The 23,977-nt window shown below is 41.1% G+C and carries 17 protein-coding genes; 15 read left to right on the forward strand and 2 right to left on the reverse strand.

Annotation, left to right across the window (positions count from 1 at the left end; translation table 11 throughout):
• Positions 1-256 precede the first annotated feature (256 nt).
• From B4H39_RS05140 to era, 12 genes are all read left to right on the forward strand, one after another.
• Positions 257-1,837 (forward strand): DEAD/DEAH box helicase, encoded by a 1,581-nt coding sequence (locus B4H39_RS05140; RefSeq protein ID WP_251423362.1) that lies wholly within the window; start codon positions 257-259, stop codon positions 1,835-1,837.
• Between the two features lie 1,035 nt (positions 1,838-2,872).
• Entirely contained in the window at positions 2,873-3,361 is a 489-nt protein-coding gene (locus B4H39_RS05145) for a PepSY domain-containing protein (RefSeq protein ID WP_251423365.1), read from the forward strand.
• A gap of 237 nt (positions 3,362-3,598) precedes the next feature.
• Positions 3,599-4,669 (forward strand): signal peptidase I, encoded by a 1,071-nt coding sequence (locus tag B4H39_RS05150; RefSeq protein ID WP_251423368.1) that lies wholly within the window; start codon positions 3,599-3,601, stop codon positions 4,667-4,669.
• A gap of 38 nt (positions 4,670-4,707) precedes the next feature.
• A complete protein-coding gene (locus B4H39_RS05155; protein WP_251423370.1) occupies positions 4,708-5,718 on the forward strand; it encodes a hypothetical protein in 1,011 nt (336 codons plus the stop codon).
• Between the two features lie 146 nt (positions 5,719-5,864).
• Positions 5,865-6,314, forward strand: coding sequence for a hypothetical protein (locus B4H39_RS05160; RefSeq protein ID WP_251423374.1), 450 nt, complete (start codon positions 5,865-5,867; stop codon positions 6,312-6,314).
• 2 nt (positions 6,315-6,316) lie between these two features.
• Positions 6,317-6,928: a S16 family serine protease gene (locus B4H39_RS05165; protein ID WP_286927533.1), complete on the forward strand. Its 612-nt coding sequence runs from the start codon at positions 6,317-6,319 to the stop codon at positions 6,926-6,928.
• Positions 6,929-7,689: 761 nt separating this feature from the next.
• The gene (locus B4H39_RS05170; protein WP_251423380.1) at positions 7,690-8,541 is read left to right on the forward strand and encodes a GNAT family N-acetyltransferase; all 852 of its coding nucleotides are present in this window, start codon (positions 7,690-7,692) and stop codon (positions 8,539-8,541) included.
• A gap of 804 nt (positions 8,542-9,345) precedes the next feature.
• A complete protein-coding gene (locus tag B4H39_RS05175) occupies positions 9,346-10,614 on the forward strand; it encodes a signal peptidase I (RefSeq protein WP_251423382.1) in 1,269 nt (422 codons plus the stop codon).
• Positions 10,601-11,617: a hypothetical protein gene (locus tag B4H39_RS05180; RefSeq protein WP_251423385.1), complete on the forward strand. Its 1,017-nt coding sequence runs from the start codon at positions 10,601-10,603 to the stop codon at positions 11,615-11,617. Before B4H39_RS05175 ends, B4H39_RS05180 begins: the two co-directional genes overlap by 14 nt.
• A gap of 102 nt (positions 11,618-11,719) precedes the next feature.
• Complete coding sequence (locus tag B4H39_RS05185; RefSeq protein ID WP_251423387.1) at positions 11,720-12,709, forward strand: hypothetical protein; 990 nt, start codon at positions 11,720-11,722, stop codon at positions 12,707-12,709.
• Between the two features lie 47 nt (positions 12,710-12,756).
• Positions 12,757-15,714, forward strand: a complete 2,958-nt coding sequence (locus B4H39_RS05190) for a DUF7601 domain-containing protein (RefSeq protein WP_251423390.1) — start codon at positions 12,757-12,759, stop codon at positions 15,712-15,714.
• A 1,028-nt stretch (positions 15,715-16,742) separates the two neighbouring features.
• Positions 16,743-17,654, forward strand: a complete 912-nt coding sequence (era, locus tag B4H39_RS05195; protein WP_202230445.1) for a GTPase Era — start codon at positions 16,743-16,745, stop codon at positions 17,652-17,654.
• Positions 17,655-18,158: 504 nt separating this feature from the next.
• Here era and B4H39_RS05200 read toward each other — a convergent pair.
• Both B4H39_RS05200 and B4H39_RS05205 read right to left on the reverse strand, forming a co-directional pair.
• Positions 18,159-19,457, reverse strand: a complete 1,299-nt coding sequence (locus tag B4H39_RS05200; RefSeq protein ID WP_251423393.1) for a PTS sugar transporter subunit IIC — start codon at positions 19,455-19,457, stop codon at positions 18,159-18,161.
• A 2-nt stretch (positions 19,458-19,459) separates the two neighbouring features.
• Positions 19,460-20,257 carry a tyrosine-protein phosphatase gene (locus tag B4H39_RS05205; RefSeq protein ID WP_202230443.1) on the reverse strand — a complete coding sequence of 266 codons (798 nt, stop codon included), beginning with the start codon at positions 20,255-20,257 and terminating at the stop codon, positions 19,460-19,462.
• A gap of 553 nt (positions 20,258-20,810) precedes the next feature.
• Between B4H39_RS05205 and B4H39_RS05210 the strand changes: the two genes are divergently transcribed.
• The 3 genes from B4H39_RS05210 (at position 20,811) to recA (ending at position 23,810) form a co-directional block, all read left to right on the forward strand.
• The gene (locus B4H39_RS05210) at positions 20,811-21,545 is read left to right on the forward strand and encodes a MurR/RpiR family transcriptional regulator (RefSeq protein ID WP_251423396.1); all 735 of its coding nucleotides are present in this window, start codon (positions 20,811-20,813) and stop codon (positions 21,543-21,545) included.
• A 175-nt stretch (positions 21,546-21,720) separates the two neighbouring features.
• A complete protein-coding gene (mutM, locus tag B4H39_RS05215; protein ID WP_251423399.1) occupies positions 21,721-22,545 on the forward strand; it encodes a DNA-formamidopyrimidine glycosylase in 825 nt (274 codons plus the stop codon).
• Between the two features lie 101 nt (positions 22,546-22,646).
• A complete protein-coding gene (gene recA, locus B4H39_RS05220; RefSeq protein ID WP_202230440.1) occupies positions 22,647-23,810 on the forward strand; it encodes a recombinase RecA in 1,164 nt (387 codons plus the stop codon).
• Positions 23,811-23,977 lie beyond the last annotated feature (167 nt).

The raw sequence follows: 23,977 nt of genomic DNA on the forward strand, positions 1-23,977 counted from the left end.
ACCACCGCAGAGTTGACAGAGCCACTTTTCCGATACAAGTCGAGCCCTTTGGGGCTTTTTTTGTTTTCTTCCTTTACTTTCAAAAAAATTTAAAAAAGAAAAGATGGTAAGCATTTACATTTTTAAAAGTATGATATAATAGTCAAGTTATATATTCAGGCGAGTTAAGACAAATATTTTTTCGCCTGTAACTGAGCTTTCGAGCTTGGTCGTCATATTTGCCAAGGGCAAATTTAGAAAATTATAGGTGAAACAATTGAAATTCAACGAACTAGGCCTTTCAGAAGGCATTGTCGAGACTCTTATAGCTATCGGTTATGAGCAGCCAACGCCCATCCAGGAGCAAACTATCCAGTTAGCGCTCTCAGGACGTGACATTCTTGGTCAAGCTCAGACAGGAACAGGGAAAACAGCCGCTTTTGGCCTCCCAACTATCGAGAAAATTAATCCAGACAACAAGGCCATCCAAGCCCTTGTTGTTGCACCAACACGCGAACTTGCTGTGCAAGGCCAGGAAGAACTCTTCCGTTTTGGCAAATCTAAAGGGCTTAAAGTACGTACAGTGTTTGGTGGTTCAAGCATTGAAAAACAAATCAAGGCCTTGCGCTCAGGTGCCCATATCGTTGTTGGTACACCAGGACGTATGGTTGATTTGCTTAAGCGTAAAGCACTTGACCTATCACATCTTGAAACACTAATCCTTGATGAAGCAGATGAAATGCTCAACATGGGCTTTCTTGATGACATTGAGTTCATCATCGGAAAAACGCCAGCAGAACGTCAAACTTTGCTTTTTTCAGCAACAATGCCAAATGACATCAAAAAAATTGGTGTGAAATTCATGAAAAATCCTGAACACGTCAAGGTGGCTGCTAAAGAAATGACTGCGGATCGCATTGACCAATACTTTATCAAGACAAAAGAGTTTGAAAAATTTGATGTCTTGACGCGTTTGCTTGATGTTGAACGTCCAGAACTTGCAATTGTATTTGGGCGTACAAAACGCCGTGTAGATGAAATCACACGTGGTTTGAAATTACGTGGCTATCGTGCAGAAGGCATTCATGGGGACCTAGATCAAAATAAACGTTTACGTGTTTTACGTGACTTTAAAGGTGGACATTTGGATATTTTGGTTGCAACTGACGTTGCAGCGCGTGGTCTTGATATCTCAGGGGTTACTCACGTTTACAACTATGATATCACTCAGGATCAAGAAAGCTATGTCCACCGTATTGGACGTACAGGCCGTGCTGGTAAGTCAGGTCGTTCTGTAACCTTCGTCAGCTACAACGAAATGGGCTATCTTCGTGCTATTGAAAAGTTGACGAAAAAAGAGATGAAGGGTATGCGTCCACCAACAAAAGAAGATGCTTATCAAGCCAGCCTTTCTGTGGCTATGGATGAGATTAAACGTGACCTACAAGAGGAAAATCTCAAAGATAAGTTAAGCAAGTTTGATGCAGATGCAGAGCAACTGATGGCAGATTACGATGTTAAAGAACTCGTTGCAATGCTTATTCAAAGCCGTGTGAAGGATCCAGACACGATGCCAGAAGTCCAAATCACAGCAGAGCGTCCATTGCCATTTAACGGGGAAAACAAAGGCTTTAAGGGTAAAGCTAAAGGCGGAAAAGGAGGAAGCCGTTACGGGCGTGATCGGAGTAACAATCGCAGTGGCAAAGGTGGCTACCGTGGTAAAGCTGACGATAAGAAACGCAACTGGCGCGATCGTGACGATAAAAAACGAGAATATTACAAAAAAGACCGTAAACCTAAAACACAGGGTAGCGAAAAGCAAACCGGCTTTGTGATGCGAAACCGTGGTGATAAATAACCGAAAAAGCATCTTACCGTGGTTTTTTAAAATTCTTGAACCAGTGAAAAGTCTTTAAGTATCAGATGTTCCCTTTAGTAGCTAGGGGGACATTTTGTATATAGAAAGAAAAACTGAAATCGCTAATGGTGTTAGATTGAAGTCTTTAAAAATAGGAGGGAAAGCTGGAAGTGTTGTATTTCTTTCTTATAACTGTTTTTTCCAGATGGACAAACACCTGTTAGATTAGGAAGTTTGAAACCAATATTCATCAAAACTGACTCTCAATATGCTTACCTCTCACCGAGATAAAGAGCAGATTTATCAAGTCTCTTGACTTTTAGGTAAAGATTAGGTGGATATCTGGTGATGCTTATCGCTACAACTGTCAAAAGACTCTCTGGCTTATCCTTGGGAACAACTTTCCAATTTGCATTTGATAGAGGCTCTTTTGGATTTCAAGAGCAAAAATGTTCTTTGGTTCTACGAGTACTGCTCTTCTAACTTTACAGTGCAAGAAAGAAAAAAATAAGAGAACTAAGCAATTTGCTTAGTTCTCTTTTGAGCTTAAGGCAATGACAGCAGATAAGCTAGCTTAAGTAAAGCTTTCTTACTTTAAGGGGAAGTAACATGCAAAACATCAAAAGCTAAGTATCTGCCGTAGGGAATGTAGGAGTATAATCTTCTTTTAAAGATTTATACTAGGGACTTCATTTGACACCATACTCCACCAGGAACACATCCACTAACGATGAGCGGGAAGAGTTTAGCTTCTTTCATCCTTTCTCCTTTCTATAAAAAACAAATATTGCCTATGCAAGAACATTATCATGTTTTTTATAGAAAGTTTCAAGGGAGAAAAAATTCTTTTTAAGTAAGTATTTTTTATAAATATTGCGGAATATAAAGGTATTTATCTCTATTTTATCTCTTAAATGAAACTTTTTATGTGCGGATTTGTATCTCTTTTTTTCTTAATTGTAACATTCTGTTACAATATAGGTAAGAAAGAGATTTAATTTTTTCTAATTAAAGGTAACAGGAAGGAGTATAGAAATGGATAGGGATAAACGTCGATTTTGGATTATTATTGCATCTATTGCTGCTGCAGTAGTCTTACTATTGGGAAGCTTGTATATAGCGCTTGACTTTATTGAGGAGTGGCAAGAGCGGCAGCAGCTTACTACTCATCAGCAGGGGCCGCCGCGACAGATAGAGGATAGGGAGAGGGAGAGAAATCGTCCACCAACACAAGCCCCGCCGTCGGAGGAAGAGCGAGCACCAGCACCAGCACCAGAACAAGGTCCAGAAGGTAATCAGCAGAGAAGGCAGATCAGTCTAGATGAGGCACGCGAGATTGCCGAAAGGCATTTGCAGTCCCGTAATATTGATGCAAGTTTCCGAAATCATTCTGGCATTGAGCGCGAAGCGGGCACACGCGTTTGGGAACTTGAATACCGTGGAAGAGATGGTCTCACTCATGAGTTTTACATTGATGTCTATACAGGAGATATCGTGAAATTTGAAACAGGGGACTGGGATTAACACTTAAATAAAGTAGTCTTAGGGGCTACTTTTTTCTTGTTCTCACTTTAGAAAATTCATAAAATCCACATGAATTTCTTATTAAATTTTTGTTTCTTACAAATTTCTGATATAATGTTTTTATAAAGAAAGTGCAATATATAGAAATTATAGAAATCTATTTTATCCATTTGTAATTTTAATAACATGAATTTAACGTTATCTACTCCATTAAGTTCAAAAAGAGGAAACTTTATAATGACACATAAAATGAAAAATACGATTGAGGCGCTAAAAAATAAGCCGGCTGAAAGGGGGAAGTTTTCGGAAACGGCTGTTACTCAACTGGCGCATGAAGCAGCGGTCGAGTCACCAAGGTCTAACAGCTTTTCTTTTACCCAAGAAACAATTGACGATCTCAAAAAAGAGGCTGAAGCTGCAGCTCAACGAGCAGCAGAGCTCACACAGAGACGGGCACCGCCGTCTGGGGACTATGCTCAACCCTTGCCACAAACTTCAGAGCTGCCGCAAGAAGAAACTTTACTCATGATGCAGAATACTCTGCAACTGCAGATGCAAGCTTTTCAAGAGCAGTTGGAAGCTCAGAAGGAGGAGCAAGAAAGACAGAGGAGTACTCAGCCTCTTGTGATTCCTCAAGAAACCAAAACCGGTAAAGGGAAATGGGTGGGGAATATTATCTTCTATATCGTCTTAACAGCACTTTTCATCTTTATCGAGTCTGCTGTTATCTCGCAATCTGAAGATACGACACCTCGAAACATTGCGGGCTTTTCTCCCATGATTGTCCTTTCGGACAGTATGCGAGACGTTTACGCTCGTGGTGACTTTCTGATGACGCGAGATGTAGATCATCAATCTCTGGCAGTTGGTGATGATATCACCTTCATCACAGAGCAAGGGAGGACGGTCACTCACCGTATCGTAGGTATCCGAGAAAACCATCTGTCGACAGGTCAGCGTGGCTTTGAAACCAAAGGTGTGAACAATAGGCAGATTGACAGTGAGATTGTCCATGCGCGAAACGTGATAGGTAAGGTTATCTTCTCCAGTGCATTGATTGGTCATATATTGAGCTTTATCCGTGAGAACATGCTGTTGGCCTTTGTAACCTTTGTTCTCTTCCTTGTCTTCCTAGATGTTCTAATCAAGTATATCCTATCCTTCTTCCATGTACACCGTGAGAAAAAGCAAGGCAACCATGAAGCACTGGGAGAAAGAGAGGGACGCAAACCAGCCAAAGGCCGGAAAAAGAAAAGGCGTTTTGATAAAAACGAAACGCATAGCATATCTGACGAAGTCAGACCATAAAAAATAAAGTAAAAAATTACTAAACATAAGGAGTGTTTATGAAAAACAAAACATCGAAAAGAAAACTGTGGCCTGTTGTAGCCGCGGGTGCAGCTCTACTCTTGGCGGGTACATTTGCTTGGACGTCATTTAGCCAACGTGCCTTGAATGATATTGAGGGGCAACGTGTCCCAGAACATGGTGGACGTATCCACGACCAGTTTGACCGTGACTCTGGCAACAAGGATATCTTTGCTGAAAACTACGGCCAAGATACACTATTTGTTCGTATCAAGTTGAAAGAGTATATGGAAGTTGCAGGGCAGCCTGTTGATGCTGACCCAACAGTTGATCCTGATGACTCGAACACTTGGACAACATTTATCCCAGGTCCAGCAACAGGTGGTACAGATGCAACAGATGACCGTCAAGGTCCTCGCAGTTCACTTTTCAATGATTACTGGAACTGGAACTTGGGAATGGATCGCGTCCCAGGGATGACCATGTATTTCATGCCAACCTTTAATCTGGACCCAAATAACTTCCAGACAGCTGCAGCAGGGGATGCGCGTGACTTCCTCATCGATGGTGTAACACACCCAGGAGATGGGACAGAAGGCTTCTGGCAGACAGGTAACACAGCCAATTCTATCCGACCAGTAGGGGAAGAAACTGGTGATACTCATACAGCAACACCAGTATTAACACAAGACCGTGCGCCACTTACAGCTCAACAATGGTTGAGTCTCTCGGTTCCAGCACGCGGAGTTGGTCAAGCATGGATTATTGACCAAGAAAGTGGCTGGGCTTACTTTGCAATGCCACTAGAGTCTGGTGAGGCAACACCTTATCTTCTTGATGATATTGCTCAGACACCTGAATTTAATGATAACTTGGCTGCCAATTTCCCAGGGGCATCTGAACATGATTGGAGATACAGCATCCATGTCATCGGTGAGTTTGTTTCCTTTGATGATTTAGATCAATTCCTTGCTGCTCCAGAAGATGATACTACGGCAGCACAAGCTATCGTGGCACATCTTGAAAATCAACACACACCGCAACCATAAGCAGTATGAAAGACAGATAAAAAGAGAGAGGAAGCGCACTGAAAAATATTTTTCTGGGCAACTTCTCTTTTTTAGATGTTCTGTCTTTTACATGTTAGTAGGAGCAAGTGAAAATGACCTGCTAAGACAAGAGGAAGAAAGGCCCTATGAAAAAGAATCTGCCTAAAAAGTTAAAGACTTTTATTAAGATAATCGCCTTAATACTCCTAGCAGTATTCCTCATCTTTCCACTCCCCTATCGTATCGAAATTCCAGGTGGTGTTAAGCCTCTGAACGAAAGCATTGAGGTTTCGGGACACAAGGCGCCTGTAAAAGCTGATGGAGGTTTCTATCTGCCTACAGTAAAAACTGCGCCTGCCAATGTTAGTCTTCTTATCTATAATATCTTTGACCGATACGCAGACATTCATCCTGCTAATTCAAGAGAGCAAGCATTATCAAAAAGACAGCAGGACGAGATCATCAGCCAGATGCAGATGCGTGTGTCGGAGAACATCGCGATATGGGAAGCATTTCGTCTTGCAAGAAAACCGATAGATTTTGAGTATGGTGGAGCCTATGTTACAGACCTAGCAAGTAGTTCAAGCTTTCATTAGACTTGATTACCCATGTAGATGGGCAAAGCTTTGAAAGTAGTGAGGAGATGTATGAGTACATTAAAAAACAAGAAGTGGGTGCGCCAGTCAAGCTCCAGTATCAACGTGAGGTAAATGGAGAAAAAGTTGAGCAGGCAGCGGAGGGAAGCTATATCAAGCTGGATAATGGTGCGACAGGTATAGGTGTGACTCTGGTAGAAAAAACACGGCTGCTCAGTGAACCGCATGTCAGTATCAATGTTGGAGAAGTTAGTGGTCCTTCCGGTGGTTTGCTCTTTACTTTGGATATTTATAGCAAGCTAGCAGGAAGAGATCTGACTCAGGGACGCAAAGTGACAGGAAGTGCTTCAATAGCACTTGGTGGTGCAGTCTGGCCTGTCGGGGGCATCAGGCAAAAGGTGATTGCTGCTGAACGTCAGGAGATGGATGTATTTTTTGTTTATGATGATGGAACGACCCAGAACAGTAACAACTACATTCAGGCAAAGAATACAGCAGAATGGCTGCATTCAGACATGTCCATTGTACCTATAAATACCGTCCGCGATGCAGTGGAGTATCTTGAGGGACAGGGGACAGTCTGGCTAGAAGGAAGTGATAAAAAAACTCTGTAGAAGCAGCGGGGTCTGGCGATTTAGACTAAGAAAAGTACAGAAAAGAAACGAGAGACAAGTCGTAACATCTGTGAAGCTTAGTCAAGAAGATGTTTTGGAATGATTTATAAAATCTCTGAGACAAAAATATATCAAAAAAACTTAACCCCTGTATTCTTATACATATGGTTAAGCTTTTTTGTTTGAGGGCTTTAGATAAAGTTAGTTTTCTTCTCCCTTCATCACTGGGATGAAGGGATTAAGGGAATTTTAGAAAAAGAGTCAGACTGATACTAGGAAGCAGTCCGAGAGTTACATAACTCCTTGGGCCTACACAAACTCTTTGTACTGCTTTTTTACATGGATTTGAAGATATTGAATAACTTTGGGCTTGAAACCCGACAGCTGTATTGACATCAAAAATGGTTTTCTAAATGCTAAGTTTTGCCCTGACTGGGGCCTAGCATTTTGCCAAGCATGACATTTATTTGAATTACAAGCGATATTTATATTGTAACGGCAATCTTCTATATGTGTCGCTGAAAAATTTTAAATGTTTAAGAAAAATCGAGCAATTGACAAAAAATGCTGAAATGCTATAATAGTTACAACGAACGGCAGTGAGAGCCTTATCTCACAAGGAGCTGGGCCCGTCGAAAAGGTCTCAGTTTTTTTGTATAGAAAACACTTACTTTATTGAATGGTTAGGGAAGTGTGAAAAATATTTTTTAGATGTGAGTAGAAGCATTGGACTTCTTTATCAAAGATTAGGGGGAGGACTCATGTTTATAGAAACAAAAACAGTCTTAACGGAAGAGGAGAAACAAGCGGTTAGAGGGTTGGAGAGGAGTGTTCATCAATATGATGGAACATTTCGGTCGGCGTATTTGTCTAATCAATTCAACGTCTATCCGGATATGGAGGCTTTCTACCTAGGGTACGAAGATGACCAGTTGATTGGCTTTATTTTTATTGATGCAGATAATCCAGATGAAGCGACATTGTTTGTTTATGTTCATCCTGATCATCGGCAAAAGAGAGTTGCATCAGCTTTAATCGCCCAAGCAAAACAGCAGTTGGAAAAATATCGTATCCAATCCTGCCTCTATAAAACTGAACATGCTTTTCTTGAAAAAAACACTTGGCTACTGGATAAATTCTCGATTGATGATGAGAGAGAATTACTGATGAACGCGGAAAATCAACCGGGTAAGCCAATTGAGAATCAGGACTTAGAAGTAAAAGAAGCGACGTCTCAAGACATTGAGGAAATTGCCTTGTTTCAGGCAAATGTATTTGATGAAAGATTAGAAGAAGCGCGGCGATATGCTGAAGAAAGCATCAAAGACCCTCAGATTATTCAATACATTTTCAGAATGAAGGAGCAAATAGTTGGTTCAGCTGCCATTAGCTATGAAGAGCTATCTAATTATTTTTTCGGCTTAGCTGTACGCCCTGAAAATCAAAACCAAGGTATCGGCACAGCTGCTATTAGTTTAATGATGACGGATTTAAATCAGCGTAACACCTTGCCTTTTCAGCTGAGCGTGGTCAAAGACAATCACCGCGCCATTGCTGTTTATGAAAAAAATGGGTTTGAGATTGTGAGTGAGATTTTATACCTGAAAAACTAGGGATATTGTTCCTTGGAGTAAAACAATTGAAGAACAGAGTTAAGCACCCCTGCTGTATCGTATAGCGCATACTAGCTGGGAGTGCTTTTTTCATCCTCTACTTTTGCAGCCTCACGATTTGCCCATCCATCACACATCACATTAATGAGAAGGTCTAAATAAATTGCTCTAAGCAGGCTAGTGTCTTGTGTTAAGGTTAGTCAATCCAATATTTTTAGGATGATTTTCGTAAACAAATTTTCCAGTTCCATCTGTTTTTTTATTTTATCGAATCGGCATCATGGACAATGCTATCAAGAGTAGAATGCTGCTTTTTTCAGAAAAATCTTTAGAAATATCATATAAACTCCTCTTTTTTCCGTTGTCATTTCATACCACTTACCTAGGATGATCTATATATCATGTGCCAAAATCGTTTCTGTTTGTGATGGACTCTTCTAATTTTATGGAAATAATCTCTGGTAAACCTGAAAATAGCAAGCAATCCCCAGTACTGCATTATTTTGTAATTTGACAGCTCCGAAAGAGATTTTCAGAGTACGCTTTAGCAGTAAAATTTCAGAAAGACTTGCCCTCACAGCCCGCCATATATTCAGCATGTCTACAAATAATCTTTCCTTTGCAAGTTTAGAATAAGAAAACCGCGGGAAATACTTATTATTTTTTAATGTAAAGCTTTTTTGATATAATGAGTTCATAAACTATATGTAACAAAAGTAAAATAAAGACACAAAATATATGTATTAGTAATTTTTTGTTTATAAAGGGTCTGATGTGGTCCATTTTGACTAGAAAGGAGGGGGTATGAACAAAACTCAGAAAGAAAAAGAGCCTGTAGAAAAGGTTATCTATCATGATCTTAGTGGTGGCGAGGACTTTGCGACTGCCGCTTGTGACTTTCCAGAAGATATTCAGGCCATTCAAGATAAGATAAGGGCAAGAATACTCGCTACTGAGTCACGCCTTGAAGAATCTCAGCAAGAAGCGCCTAGAGCTACAGGGTCTTTTAAAAAGCGAATAGATGTTCAATACCCTTCTTCGCGAACCAATGGTCCAGCGATTGTTCTTCCGCCAAAGTCTAAAGAAAAAGCACAGCCCGTGATTTCTGCCCATTCTGTAGTACAAGAGCCAAGCAGATCAGCAAAAAAAGTCAAGAAAGAAGTGTTTTCTCATGAAGTTGAGAAAGAGCCCTCTCTTTCTCAAGAGCAGAAAGTCAGCCATAAAGTACCAACTGAGGAAGTTTCAACACAAGAAGAAACTTACAAATACTACTATGCACAGCCTAAGGAAGCCAAGCACTATCCAACAATCGTTGTCAATAAGTTGACGGTTTCTACAGCGCCGCGCTCTGAGTTTTATGGCGAGAATAAGTCGACTTTGGATCATGAAGAGCCTAAAAAGGGGCGACAAGCTTCCAAGGGTAGATTTAAACTTAAACCCCAGTCTAAAGCTGCGGGACTTTTGGGTAACACGATTTTCTATTTGGTTATCATTGTACTTCTAGTTTTCTTAGAATCTCAAGTGATTTTGCAGAATGAGAACGACAAACCGATAAATCTTGCAGGATTTTCACCGATGACAGTCCTTTCTCACTCGATGCAGAGCGTTTATCCTAAGGGCACTTTTCTTTTGACACGTCAGACAGATCCTAACAGCCTTGATATAGGTGATGACATCACTTTTGTGACTGAAGCCAATCGTACGGTTACACACCGAATTGTTGGTATTGAAGAAGATTATCTACGTACACGTGAACGTGGCTTTGTCACAAAAGGAGTGGACAATGAACGTGCAGATACTGAGATAGTCCATGCCAGTAATGTTGTTGGCAGGGTGATTTTTTCGAGTTATCCACTTGGACGGATTGTACAATTTGTGCGTGAGCATTTGATTGTTTCAGTTATCCTGATGCTTGTCTTTATGCTTGTGCTTCATGAAATGCTCACTTTCCTCATCTTAAGACGGAGACATGGCAGAGGAAGCAGAAGTACACCTCGAAGAACCAAACCAAAGAGTAGGACCAAGCGTCGCAAGTCAAATGAAAGAAAGGTGCTGTCCCATGAAGCAGTTTAACTTTCTCTCAAGAATAACTTTTAAAAAAAGGTACATTATTCCTATCTTGCTGCTGCTTGTTTTGAGCATCACTTCAGCAGGGACTTTTACGTGGACATCAATCAGTCAACGTGCGGTTAATGAAACGCGTTTTGAGGAACTTCCTGGTGGACGTTTGCATGATGACTTTGAAGGCTTGAATCACCTTACGCGTCAACAGGGACGCACCAACAAGGATATCTACGTGGAAAATTACTCCTCGGAAAATATTCTGGCTCGTGTTCGTCTCAGTGAATATATGGAGGTGGGAGCTGGTGCTGGATTGGCTGAAAACAATCATGCAACTCCTTTGAGTGGTGCAGGCTTAGAAAATGCAACTCTTGCTAATCATAACTCATGGGCCGTTGTTCGACCTGGTGGTTATCTTTCGGATGCAACGACTATTTCAAGTTTGCGTGATTATGTTACGCTCCATCTTGGAGATGACAACAGCCGGCCAAAAATTTTCATGCCAACCTTTAATCAAAACAACCAAAGTCAAGAGTCAAACACAACTGGTCGCGGTCTTGAAACATTGACAGGGGCCTATAACACCAACCTAGGCATTTCCATGCCAGGGACACATGACCAGTGGAGCTTGGGACAAACTCATACTTCAACCTTACGTACTTGGGATGTGAGAAACGGAGAAGAAGTTTTGACTTCTGATGTGACCCATACCGCTCAGGCAACGGTCCAATCACAACATGGTGGCTATATGACGATGAACGATTGGATTGCTTTAGGGCGTCCAATGGGGAATTTCTGGGTGCATGATAATGACGGCTGGCTCTATTGGGCAACATGGGTGCCGGCAAATTCGGCGACCAGTCTTTTACTGGATGTTTTAGAGGTTAATTTTTCCGATAGAGAAACTTTTTATGGCATGCATGTAGAGTCGGACTTAGCTACAGCAGAAGATTTAGACACTTGGCAAGGAGTGACAGCTTCTGCGAGTGACTTGCTGAACAATATTATCAACTGAGGGAAACTGAACGGTTCAGTAAACCATTGCCAAGAGGTGCCAGCCTGCTTGGGGAAGCTCCCCTTGCTCCCCCATAGAATTAAAGAATAGAGAAGCAAACTTATGAAAAAAAGCACCAAAACTTTTATTGCATTTTGTGTTTCAGTTGTGAGCTTAGTCTTGATTGGTGGGACTTTTGCCTACACAGATATCGCCCAACGTGCGTTGAATATGCTTGAAGGTGAGCCCTCTCTTGAATATGGGGGACGGGTCCACGATTATTTTGATGATGTATCAGGTAACAAAGACGTTTTTGTGGAAAATTTTGGAAGTGAGGCACTCCTTGCCCGGGTGAAATTTACAGAACTGTTTACTCAGAATGGTGTTTCGCTGGTTCAAGAGGGAAGCATTGACATAAACGATCCGATGACTTGGCCCACATGGATTCCTGGACCTGAAGCAAGTGCATCACCAGGAGGGACAGAAGCACTGGGCACACGCATTGGCAGCAATGCACCGATTAATGCTTATTTTCACTTGCAGTTAGGTCAAGCCACTCATGGAACGAATCGTCCGTGGTTCATGCCTACCTTTAATTTGGATTCAAACTCGATACGGACGGCAACTGCTGGTGCAGGTATTGATGTAGAAACTGGCGGAGCCACTCATCCCGGTGAGGGGACGGCTAATTACTGGACGGAAGGTATGTTTGATGCCTCTATTATGGGACCACCAGAATCACCCGAACAGCATGAGACACGCCAAGTGCTTGAACAGGAACGCCCACCAATGACTTTTGCTCAATGGCAAGCCTTGCGAGCAAGTGATCGTGTCGGGCATTTCTGGGTAATTGATCAAGAAACGGGCTGGGCTTATTGGGCAGACCTTTTACTTGGCGGACAAGCGACGAGCTTCCTCTTGGACAGTAAAGTTGCTCAGCCTGCGCTCAGTACGCTAAAAGGCGAAGGTTCTTATCAAATTCATGCCATAGGGCAATTTTCAATCAATGATCCAGCCTATCTGGAAGAGTTTTGGACAGAAGACATGGCCGCCAGTCTTAATACGGCTAATGGTCAAAGTATCATTCAGACAATTCAGGATATGTACGGGTAGAAAAATGTTTAGAAGTCAAGCCAACCATGTGGAAAGGAGTACTCGACTTGAATAGACTTAAACACATTTTAAGCAAATTAACAGTGAGAAGTCGTGTTCTCCTTTCTGCGCTTTTATTAACGATGCTGGTGACAGGGATTACGGGTACCTTGGCTTGGAACAGTGGCAGGCAAAGTGCGCTAAATCTTGGTCAAGCCAGAAGTGCGGAACGTCCTGTCCATTTACTTAAGCTAGAGATTGATGTAGAGGGAAATCGAACGGAGGTTCCCGTACCTGGTGCGGATTTCCTATTGTTTAGAATTCCAGACCAAGATCCAGAAAATCCAGAGCAAATTCAGACAACCTTCACTACGGATCAAGAAGGGCGAATCACAGTGTCTTTGCCACCGGGGCGCTACTTTTTCCAAGAGGTTCGCCTACCTTATGGTTTTGCACCGGAACTAGATGGAGAGCAGCAGCCGATTCGTCGATATGACTTTACCGTTAGTGCTGAAAGTAATAATGAAGTTCCTATCGTTACAGCCTATAATCAGCGTTTGGCTGGCGATTTGATTATCGAAAAGACCTTAGTCAATGATGATGGTCGTGAGCTAACGGAGGAGCAGCGGGCACAGCTTTTTGAGTTTCGTGTCACTTTCTCAGATGGCGGGACTTACCGTTACCAAATTAATGGTCAAGGAGAGCACCACGAGCTTGAGTCAGGAGAAACTTTACAGCTCCGTCATGGGCAGCGTGCTGTGTTTACGGGTATTCCCATCGGTGTTCATTACATTGTGGAAGAAATTGACTTCCAGCATGGTCAGGCAAATAACTCATCAGGGAACATTCACTCTGAACCATCGATTGCAGCCTTTACTAACCGAGATATGACACGGTTGGGGAATCTTATTTTGGAAAAAGAAGTTGTGAACTCAGACGGCTCAGCTGTTACAGATGAACAAAGAACCATTGACTTTAGATTTGAACTTCAATTTTCAAATGTACCAGAGGATGCAGCTTTTCGGTATACGACTAACCGTTACCAGATTGATGAAGATCCAGGAAATGATGGGGATATACGTGAAGGCACGGTGTCGAATGGCGATACAGTCACGCTCCGTCATGATGAAGTTCTTACCATTCATGACCTGCCAGTAGGAGCCTCTTACCAGATTCGTGAATTGGAAACTGCAGGCTTTGTTTCGGGAACGGAAGTTGTCCAAGGAAGTATCGTTCAAGATGCGCCAAATAGGCATCACTTTGTCAACAGTTATCAGGTGGGTGGTGTTGAACCAACACCAGCAGTTCTCTCTTTTGAAAAGCAAGTTCTTTCATCAGATGATGAGATATTACGTGAACGAGAATTTGAGTTTGAAGTGACTTTTGAACCGAGCGAAGCTCATGTTTTCCAATACCGTATCATCGAAGACGGTGTAGGGGGTGAGTTGCAAAACTTTGTATCTGGTGACACTATACGCTTAAGGCATGGTCAAACAGTTGCCTTTGCAGACCTGCCTCCGGGACTAGCCTATACCATCCGTGAGATACCAAGCGATGACTTCTTCGAAATGCTTGAAGAAGTGAGAGGAACAACGATAAACGGTGGTGCTTCACATTATGTCTTTGTCAACCGTGAGGTGCCTCGTGGTTCAGCTCAGTTGATTATCGAAAAAAACGTTTTGGGTGTGGGATATGACACCAATCACGAGTTTCTGTTTGATCTTTATATTAATGGGGTTAGACAAGACGAGGTGATTCGTTTGCGTAGCGGGCAAAGCTCAGCACCAATCGCTCTTGAATTAGGTGACCATTGGCGAGTTGTTGAACAGGATAGTTTCGGTTCTGGCTTTGTTCAAGAGGGTATCAGTAACGGGACAGGAAGTGTTGAACTGGAGCACGTTGGGCAAAATATTCATGTGCGTCAAACCAACCGTTATGTTCATGAAACCATTCAGTTATCGGGAGTCAAAACTTGGGAAATGCCTGAAGGTGTCCAAACGCCTCGACATATCACCATTCAGCTCTTGCAAGGTGATTTCGTTGTTCGACAGCTGAACGTTGAAGGACCAAACTGGACCTATACTTTTGAAGGTTTGCCAAAGTTTGACGATAATGGCGAAGAAATTCAGTATCGCATTCGTGAAGTGCCGATTCCAGGATGGGACGCAAAAACGACCCCTGAAAACATCAACCTTCATAATGTCTGGGTGGACCCTGTTCAAGTAAGCTTAGAGGTTGAAAAACAGATTACTGGGGATACTAGCCCGAATGATGAAACCTTTGAATTTATCATGAATCCGGGCAGCCATGTGGTGCATATTATCAACAGTGGTCGTGTACATTTTCCAGAAGTTTCTTTTGACCGTCCTGGAACCTTTGAATTTACTGTTCATGAGACACGAGGCAGTAGCCTAGGGTGGACTTATGACAATGCAGAGTACAAATGGTTTGTCAGGGTGGAACAAGGTCAAGACGGTTTACTTGTTTTGGCAGAGCAATGGTTAACTAAAAATGGTGATCGGGTTGAAGGACTGCTTCCTGTCTTTGTCAATGCTTTTGACAAGTCAGCCCTACTCACTGAAACGGTTAATATACCAGTGAAAAAGCTCTGGGATCATAAAGAATTGACAGCAGATTTGCAGCCGGATGCTATCATCGTTCAACTTATGGTAGGAGACAGAGAGATTAGCCGGAGACAGCTTACAGCAAGTACGGAATGGCAAACATTATTCCAGAATTTGCCTCGTTATGACTCAGAAGGACGAGAAGTTGACTATCAAATAAGGGAGCTTCCTGTGAATGGTTACAGGGCTGAAGTAACAGGCAATGTTCAAGAAGGTTTTGCCATTCAAAACACTTATGTTGGTATGACTGAACCTCCGAGCGAAACGCCAGATGCACCAAGCACGAACAACCGCTTGCCTGATGTTGGAGATACACTGACTATCACAGCTGTTGCTTTAGGGTTGGTGAGCTTGCGTATCGCCTATCTTCTCTATAAAGAAAGCAGAGGAAGCAGGTCTTAAGGTACAGAAAAGAAAGTGGAACAAAAGTTCTGAAAACAAAAAACGCTTAACCATACATGTAATAATGTTGTGGTTAAGTGTTTTTTTGTTTGTACACCCCTAGATGAAAGTAATCAAGTCTCTACTTTGTATTACAGATTCTTTCTTTCAAGCTTGGCTAGCATCAAGTGTATTCAGATGACTCCTTAAATTAATAGACCGTACTCTTAGATAGGGTAAACACAAAGAGTACCCTCTCTAGATACTCACAGCTGTGCACCAGACGTATCCGATAGGGCATTTGATTCCAACAAGACCAAGAAACTTAGCTTTTTCCATAATTTTCTCCTTTCCTATTTAGTTATACTTGCAGACAGACCATCTAGATTCAAACAGCTTCAGCGCAGTATTGACTTTCTAGTTGTTCATCCACATCTATTCGAGTGCGTGTGCTGTCAAATAGCACATGCAGGTAGAACTGCGGTTTTCAATTTAAGAAAACTAGAAACTGTAAGAATTATAAGAATTAGAGGAGGGACACCAGCTCCAGCGGTCAGAGCAGTTAGTCCCGATAGGGGTAAAGAATTTTGCTTTTTCCATATTTTTTCTCTTTTCCTGTTTTAGTAAAATTAAGGCTTAATTTTAAAGTTTCAGTTTATAAAAAAACAATAATTTCCAAGATACTGTAGTCCGATAAAGTTCAGTAGAATCACACGTTTGGTCTTGTAGATACGAGTGTACACCAAAGCCATACAGGGTCACATATTGGACCAGCACTAAAAAATTTTGCTTTCTCCATGTTTTCTCCTCTCTTTAAAAGTTATCTTCAATGACATTATCATATTTTTAGCTGAATGTTACAAGCGGTAAAAATTCTTTTTTTAGTAAAGAATTGTTTAACATGAGAGATGAATAGTGATTCATTTGAAATATTTATTGCGCATGCATCACCTTTTTTATGGGGAAAAGATAAATATTTTTTATCATTTGCTGCCGCTATAGATAAAGTACAAGGAGAATAAATAGGGGAATTATGATAGAATAGCTCTATGACAAATAATACATTTAAATCAGGATTTGTAGCGATTTTAGGTCGACCAAATGTTGGTAAATCAACATTTTTAAACCATGTAATGGGACAAAAAATTGCCATTATGAGTGACAAGCCACAAACGACACGTAATAAGATTCAAGGCATTTATACGACAGACAAGGAGCAGATTGTTTTCATCGATACGCCAGGTATTCACAAGCCGCATAATGCCTTGGGTGATTTTATGGTGCAGTCTGCTTATTCTACCTTGCGTGAATGTGATGTGGTTCTTTTCATGGTCGCGGCGGATGAACCGCGTTCTACAGGTGAAAACATGATTATTGAACGTTTGAAAAAAGCAGAGGTTCCAGTCATCCTCGTGGTGAACAAAATTGATAAAGTTCATCCAGATGCCCTTTTCGAGACTGTTGCAGACTATACTTCACAAATGGATTTTGCTGAAGTTGTTCCTATTTCTGCCCTTCAAGGAAATAATACAGAGCGTTTGCTGGAAATATTAAGTGCCAAGCTTGAGGAAGGCCCACAGTACTTTCCAGAAGATATGGTAACCGATCATCCAGAACGTTTCTTGGTCAGCGAAATGATTCGTGAAAAAATCTTGCTCCTAACACGTGAAGAAGTACCGCACAGTATTGCAGTAACTACAGACTTAATGAAGCGTGACGAAGAAACTGGAAAAATTCATATCATGGCGACGATCATTGTCGAGCGTAAGAGCCAAAAAGGAATTATTCTCGGCAAAGGCGGGGACATGATTCGTAAGATTGGGAAACTGGCCCGCCGTGATATTGAGTTGATGCTGGGAGATAAGGTTTATCTTGAGACTTGGGTTAAGGTAAAAAATGACTGGCGCGACCGTAAGATGGATTTGTCCGACTTTGGTTATAGAAAAGAAGACTATATGTAAAAGTTGGCTCTTAGGAGCTGCTTTTTTAATGCGCTGCCAGAATTGCTCCTAAAAGGAGCTAATTCTGGCCGGCAAGTCCTATAGGAGCTTGCCTAAACGCCTTATTAGGTTAAAATCAAAAAAATATTGTTTTTGATTTTAACCGTCATAATGCCTGCCTCTCCCCTGCTCCTAAAAGGCGCTCATCCTGGCCGGCAGGTCCTATAGGACCTTGCCTAAGCGCCTTATTAGATTAAAATCAAAAAAATATCGTTTTTGATTTTCCTCGTCATAATGCCTGCCTCTCCCCTGCTCCTAAAAGGCGCTCATCCTGACCGGCAAGTTCTGTAGGCCTTTTCCTAAGCGCCTTATTAGGTCAAAATCAAAGGAATATCGTTTTTGATTTTCCTCGTCGTAATGCTTTAACTCTAATAGGCTTCAATGTTGAATGGCAAGTTTTGTGGAAGTGGCTTCAATATTTTATGAAGCTAAATCTTTGCATTTTTAATTTCCAAAATTTTAGCATCATTGCTTGTTTTGGGGCTCGAATACTGCCTTTTCTTCTTCCAGATATGCAAGGTCCTGTGATTTCATGAAAGGGATATAGATGAGGATACAAAGAATCAGTTGTACCAGCTGGGCAACAATACCTTGCCAACCATTTGTGAGGAAACCACCGAAAATAATCGGAAAGCCTGTTGGAAGGTTGACACCATTTTGATAGGGGAGAAAGCCGATGACTGTCAAGAGCCATGCAGAAAAGACAGAGACAGCAGGTGTCAGCATTAAGGGGATAAGCATTCGGATATTCATAATCTGTGGCAGTCCAAATTTTACAGGTTCAGATATCCCAAACATAGAAGGAATGACGGCAAGTTTACCAACTGATTTGAGTTGTTCAGATTTACACTTGAAGATTGCAAGCAAGGCGACCGCAAAGCTTCTGGCTCCTCGGTTATTTAGAATAAAACCTGTAGTGAATAAGAAGGGGAGTGCTTGCCCAGTGCTATAGGCTTCGAGGTTAGCCATTTGCGGTTGTTGATAAACCATCATAAGGACAGGATAAACCGCAAGTACACCGTGAATACCAAAGAACCAGATAAGTTCGATAAAGGCGACGATAAACATGACGGCAAAAATATTTGAGCCCAAGGAGAGAAGCGGTTTTTGCAAGAGGTCATTGATTAAGTTGATCATGCTGCCCTGTGCGGTAAGAGAAACAAGAAGAAAAATTCCTCCCATTACTGTGGCTACTAGTATTCCGGGCAGAATGGATTCAAAGGTTTTTTGAACCACTGGCGGAACGGAGTCAGGCATTTTAATTGTTAATTTTTTCTCCATAAAAAAGATATATAGGCGTGTCCCGACTAGTCCACCAATCATCGCAACAAATATACCAGCATAGCCTAAATCCACGAGATTTAAAAACTGTGTTTTATCCTCAGCGGACAAGTTGCTTAGGATAAAAAAGGACAGGGTTCCAACAACTGTAGCATTTAGCGGCTCGTGCTTTAGATTTGTTGCCAGTTTATAAGAAACGAGTAGCGCAACATAAACAGCTACAATGCTAATGGTCATGGCATTGATTTGTTCAAAGAATTTGGTCAGACCGATACTTTGGAAGAAGGGCTTGATGCCCCAAAAATCGATGGCATTGAGTAAAGAGGCAGCAGAACTAATCATCATGATTGGCATCATTCCCATCATTGCCTCGGAGATTGTACGCATGTATAAATTACTGGACATTTTCCCTGCCGTCATGGCAAAGACCTGTTTGATTTTATCGTATTTCTTTTGATTCATCTTCTTTACAACATTACTCATTTTTAAAGTCTCTCGCTGCTTTCTAAGTATCTTTCCTTGAGATACTGAATTTGCTTTTCCGTAATTGAAAGTTCTTTTTTTGCATAGTTTTCAATGCTTTGATAGTGAGCCTCGATATAATTTAGGGCTGCTCCCAGAAACCTTGTGTCCGCTTTTTTAAAATAACTTATGGCTTTTACCAGCGAGGGATTTCCCGTTTCTTCCTTAATTTTTTCAAGACTCTGCTGATTTTTATCTTTCTTATAGAGGTTAGTTAAAAGATAGTCTTTGAGGATATCTTTTTTTGCTACGCCAAGCAAGCCTTGCAGGAGGGCAACGCCGTATCCTGTCCGATCTTTTCCGCCTCGGCAGTGTTGAACGATTTTTCCATTATCAGGGTTTAAATAAATCTCTATCATACTTTTATAAACCATTTTACAGTGCGAATCAGTTACAAAGGCATGGTTTTGCTTAATCATTAAAAACTCGACCAAGTCAGGTGTTAACTTACTTTGGTCAGCCATATCGATTTCCCCATATTCTGCAGAAGCTAAGGCTGCTATATCCGCGATGGGCGTCAGATAAAAAGTTTTTTTCTGTCCGAAGTCTTTGTTTTCATTCCCTTGACGTTCTTTGGGGCTTCGATAGTCAATGACACTTTTTATATTTAACTTTTGCAGCGTTTGTCTGTCTTTTTCTGTCAGGTGACTGAGTTCATCTGAGCGGTATAAAATTCCTTTCTTAAGTCTCCTTCCCTCTGTCGTTTCATAACCTCCAAAATCTCGGAAGTTATAGAGTTGTTCCAAGTGAAGCTTGTCCATTAACTTTTATCCTTTCTTTTTTACACTTAGTATAAAAAAATTTGAATAGAAAATATAGAGTATTTGCTGAGTTTGACAGCTTTTCCCAATCTTTTGGGATTTGTCTTAAATTTTTGGGAGAGCACGCCATAGAGCAGCTCTCCAACAACAGCCTTCACCGTTTGGGCTAAAATTTCTGATTTGTTTGTCAATTCTCCTCGCCTTACACGCATAAAACGTCTTTGACCTTTAAAATTTCATCTCAAAGGAGTTAAAAAGCAGTTTTTGTGTGTGAGCCTAATAATGAGAAATTATCTTTTTAAGCAGTTGATAGACGAACGCTGTTTTTCAAAAAGATCATTTTTCATCTCTGGTGAAATTGATTTCAAGCTAGAACCTTGCCTAATTGAGTTTAAATCTTTACTGGGGCATAAGAATACTGCAGTTGAGCGTTTTTTGTGCTGGTTTTCTTCCAGCTCCTTTTTTTATTTATAGAGTTAAATGTTATAATGAAAACGAATATAGACAAAAGAGTTTTTAAAACAACATAAAGCTGCTATAAAAGGAGGATGTCTTGGCAACATTAGAGGAAGTTATTGGACCATATTTGAACGATTTATCTGACAACGAAAAACAAACTTATCATGCTTTGATTGAGCATCAAAGAGACATTCCTAATCTCAGCCTAACCCAGATGGCAGAGCGCATTTACACCTCCAAGTCCTCACTTTTACGCTTTATTCAAAAATTAGGGTTTAAGGGCGTTTCTGATTTCAAGTATTCTCTTGATTGGTCTTTGCCACATGTGGAAGTAGGGCAGGCTGATTTTGACTTGGGGGAGACTGTGCAAGGTATAGACAGTATGTTGACGAAAGGCTTATTGGTGGGGTTTAATGAGCTGATCAAGTCTTCCTCACCCATTTATCTTTGTGCTTCTTCAGAGAGTCAGTACATTTTAATGGAGCTCTTTTCTTATCTCCTCTTGAAAAAGGGCTATCCTTCTTCTCGCCTTCGCATTTCTTCTGCTTCAGAACTTACGATGACAGTATTTAAAAGGCTTTCCAGTCAATCCCTAGTGATTTTTTTCTCAGCACATGCGAAATCTTCAGCGGTCCGGAACGCTTTATACAGCCTTAAAAAACGAGAAATCTCGACCATATTAATCACTGGGCACTCGAGCGAATCGTTAAAAGCGGAGGTGAAGTTACTTCTCGCGATGGATTTTCCTAGTCATCTTTCAGGTATATCCAGTCTTAGATTAGGTTTAAGCAGCCTGTTTATTAATCGTCTTCTAGAAAAGGCCTTATAAAGACAAGTAAAAGTTCTGGAGTAACTTGTTTTTCTCATGCCATAATATCGAAAAAACCAATATTATATATTGATTTAGAGTTAGAAATAGGATATAATATTGAAGTGTTCAATATTTTGTGATGAAATATATCTGGATGAAACAACTTTAACAACAAGATAGGATGCTAGAGAAGATGCCTGAATTACCAGAAGTCGAAAACGTTAGGCAAGGCTTGGAAAAGCTGGTGAAAAACAAAAAAATCCTCAGTATTGAGAGCTCTTATCCAAGAATGGTTCTGACGGGATTTGAGGAGTTAAAAAAAGAACTTGAAGGACGGGAAATTAAAGCTATTAAGCGACGAGGTAAATATTTGTTATTTGACTTTGGACAATGGACGCTAATTTCTCATCTGCGCATGGAGGGGAAGTATCGTGTTGAACCTCTAGATTTTGAAAGTCAGAAACATGACCATATCTTTGTGAGATTTTCGGATGCAGTACTTGTTTATGCAGATGTGCGGAAGTTTGGGACATGGGAGCTGCTAGATTCTGGAGAAGTTGAGCACTATTTTATATCGAAAAAGATTGGCCCTGAGCCCAGAACGGAAGATTTTGATGAGACCCTCTTTTCAAAAAAACTGCATCAATCGCAAAAGAAGATTAAGCCTTATTTATTAGACCAAACTTTGGTTGCTGGTCTAGGAAATATTTATGTGGATGAAGTGCTCTGGCGGTCACAGGTACATCCAGAAACAGTGAGTTCAGAGCTAAGTGCAAAACAAATTCATCTTATTCATGATAAGACGATTGAAGTATTACAGACAGCAGTGGAACGTGGGGGTTCTAGCATCCGCACTTATAAAAATGCGATGGGGAAAGAAGGGAGCATGCAGGAACTCCTTATGGTTTATGGTAAGCAAGGGGAAATTTGCCCCCGCTGCCATAAAGCCGAAATCGAAAAAATAAAGGTTGCAGGCCGCGGCTCACATTTTTGCCCACATTGTCAAAAAATAAAGTGAAAATTCAAGATTTTTACGTGTAAGATTATGGGATGCAATCAGTTTCAAACAAAATGAAAAATGCTATAATATAAAGAGCAAAAAGATTAACGGAGAAAGTAATGGCTACAAAGAAAAAGAAAAAATTAGAAGATATTACAAAAAAATATGGTGCAGAGCGTGAAAAGGCATTGAAAGAGGCCCTTGATCTTATCGAAAAGGACTTTGGGAAAGGCTCTTTGATGCGTTTGGGAGAGGCTGCCAGTCAAAAAGTTCAAGTGACAAGCTCGGGGAGTTTAGCGCTTGATATTGCGCTGGGAGCTGGGGGATATCCCAAAGGACGTATCATCGAAATCTATGGTCCAGAAAGTTCTGGTAAAACAACCGTTGCTCTTCATGCAGTTGCTCAAGTGCAAGCCGAAGGCGGTATTGCAGCCTTTATTGATGCCGAGCATGCCTTGGATCCCGTTTATGCAGCAGCTATTGGCGTAGATATCGATCAGCTTCTTTTATCACAACCTGATTATGGTGAACAAGGCCTGCAGATTGCGGAAAAATTGATTGAGTCAGGCGCTGTTGATCTTGTTGTTGTTGACTCAGTAGCTGCTTTGACACCTCGGGCCGAAATTGATGGAGAAATTGGAGATTCTACAGTCGGCTTACAAGCTCGTATGATGAGCCAAGCTATGCGTAAGCTTGCTGCAGGCATTAACAAGACAAAGACAACAGCTATTTTCATCAACCAATTGCGTGAAAAAGTTGGTGTTATGTTTGGAAGCCCAGAAACAACACCGGGAGGGCGTGCGCTCAAGTTCTATGCTTCTGTACGCCTAGATGTACGTGGAAGTACAAAAATCGAGGAAGGTTCTGGGGACAATAAAACGGCTATTGGTAAGTCAACGAAAATCAAGGTTGTAAAAAACAAGGTTGCGCCACCATTTAAAGTAGCTGTAGTTGACATCATGTTTGGTGAGGGAATCTCAAAAACAGGTGAACTTTTGACAATAGCTGTTGAGGAGGGCATTGTTAAAAAAGCAGGTGCTTGGTTCTCTTATAATGACGAAAAAATCGGTCAAGGCGCAGAAAAAGCAAAGGCTTTTCTTAAGGACAATCCAGATATTTTCAATGAAATTGACCGTCAAGTACGTCAAAAATATGGTTTGATTGAAGGCAGTGAGAAAAAAGAAAGCGAAGAAGCCGAAGATAAAAAGACTGATAAAAAAGTGAGCAAAAAAGCAAAGGCTGAGACTGCTGCCGTGGAAGAAATTGAACTCGAATTAGAATAACAGAAGGGCTAGCTTCTGAATGAAATCGTGGCTGTTGAGAAACAGCAACAATTCTTGAAAATAAAAAATGGAACGCAAGCATGCAGTTCCGGTTCTGTATAATCTGTGGTGGTAGATTAAAATCTACTGCCCTTTTTTTATACCTTGAATAGTCAAGTTAAGTGCAA

Source organism: Lactococcus sp. UBA7128 (assembly GCF_002492185.1).
GTDB lineage: Bacteria > Bacillota > Bacilli > Lactobacillales > Streptococcaceae > Lactococcus > Lactococcus muris.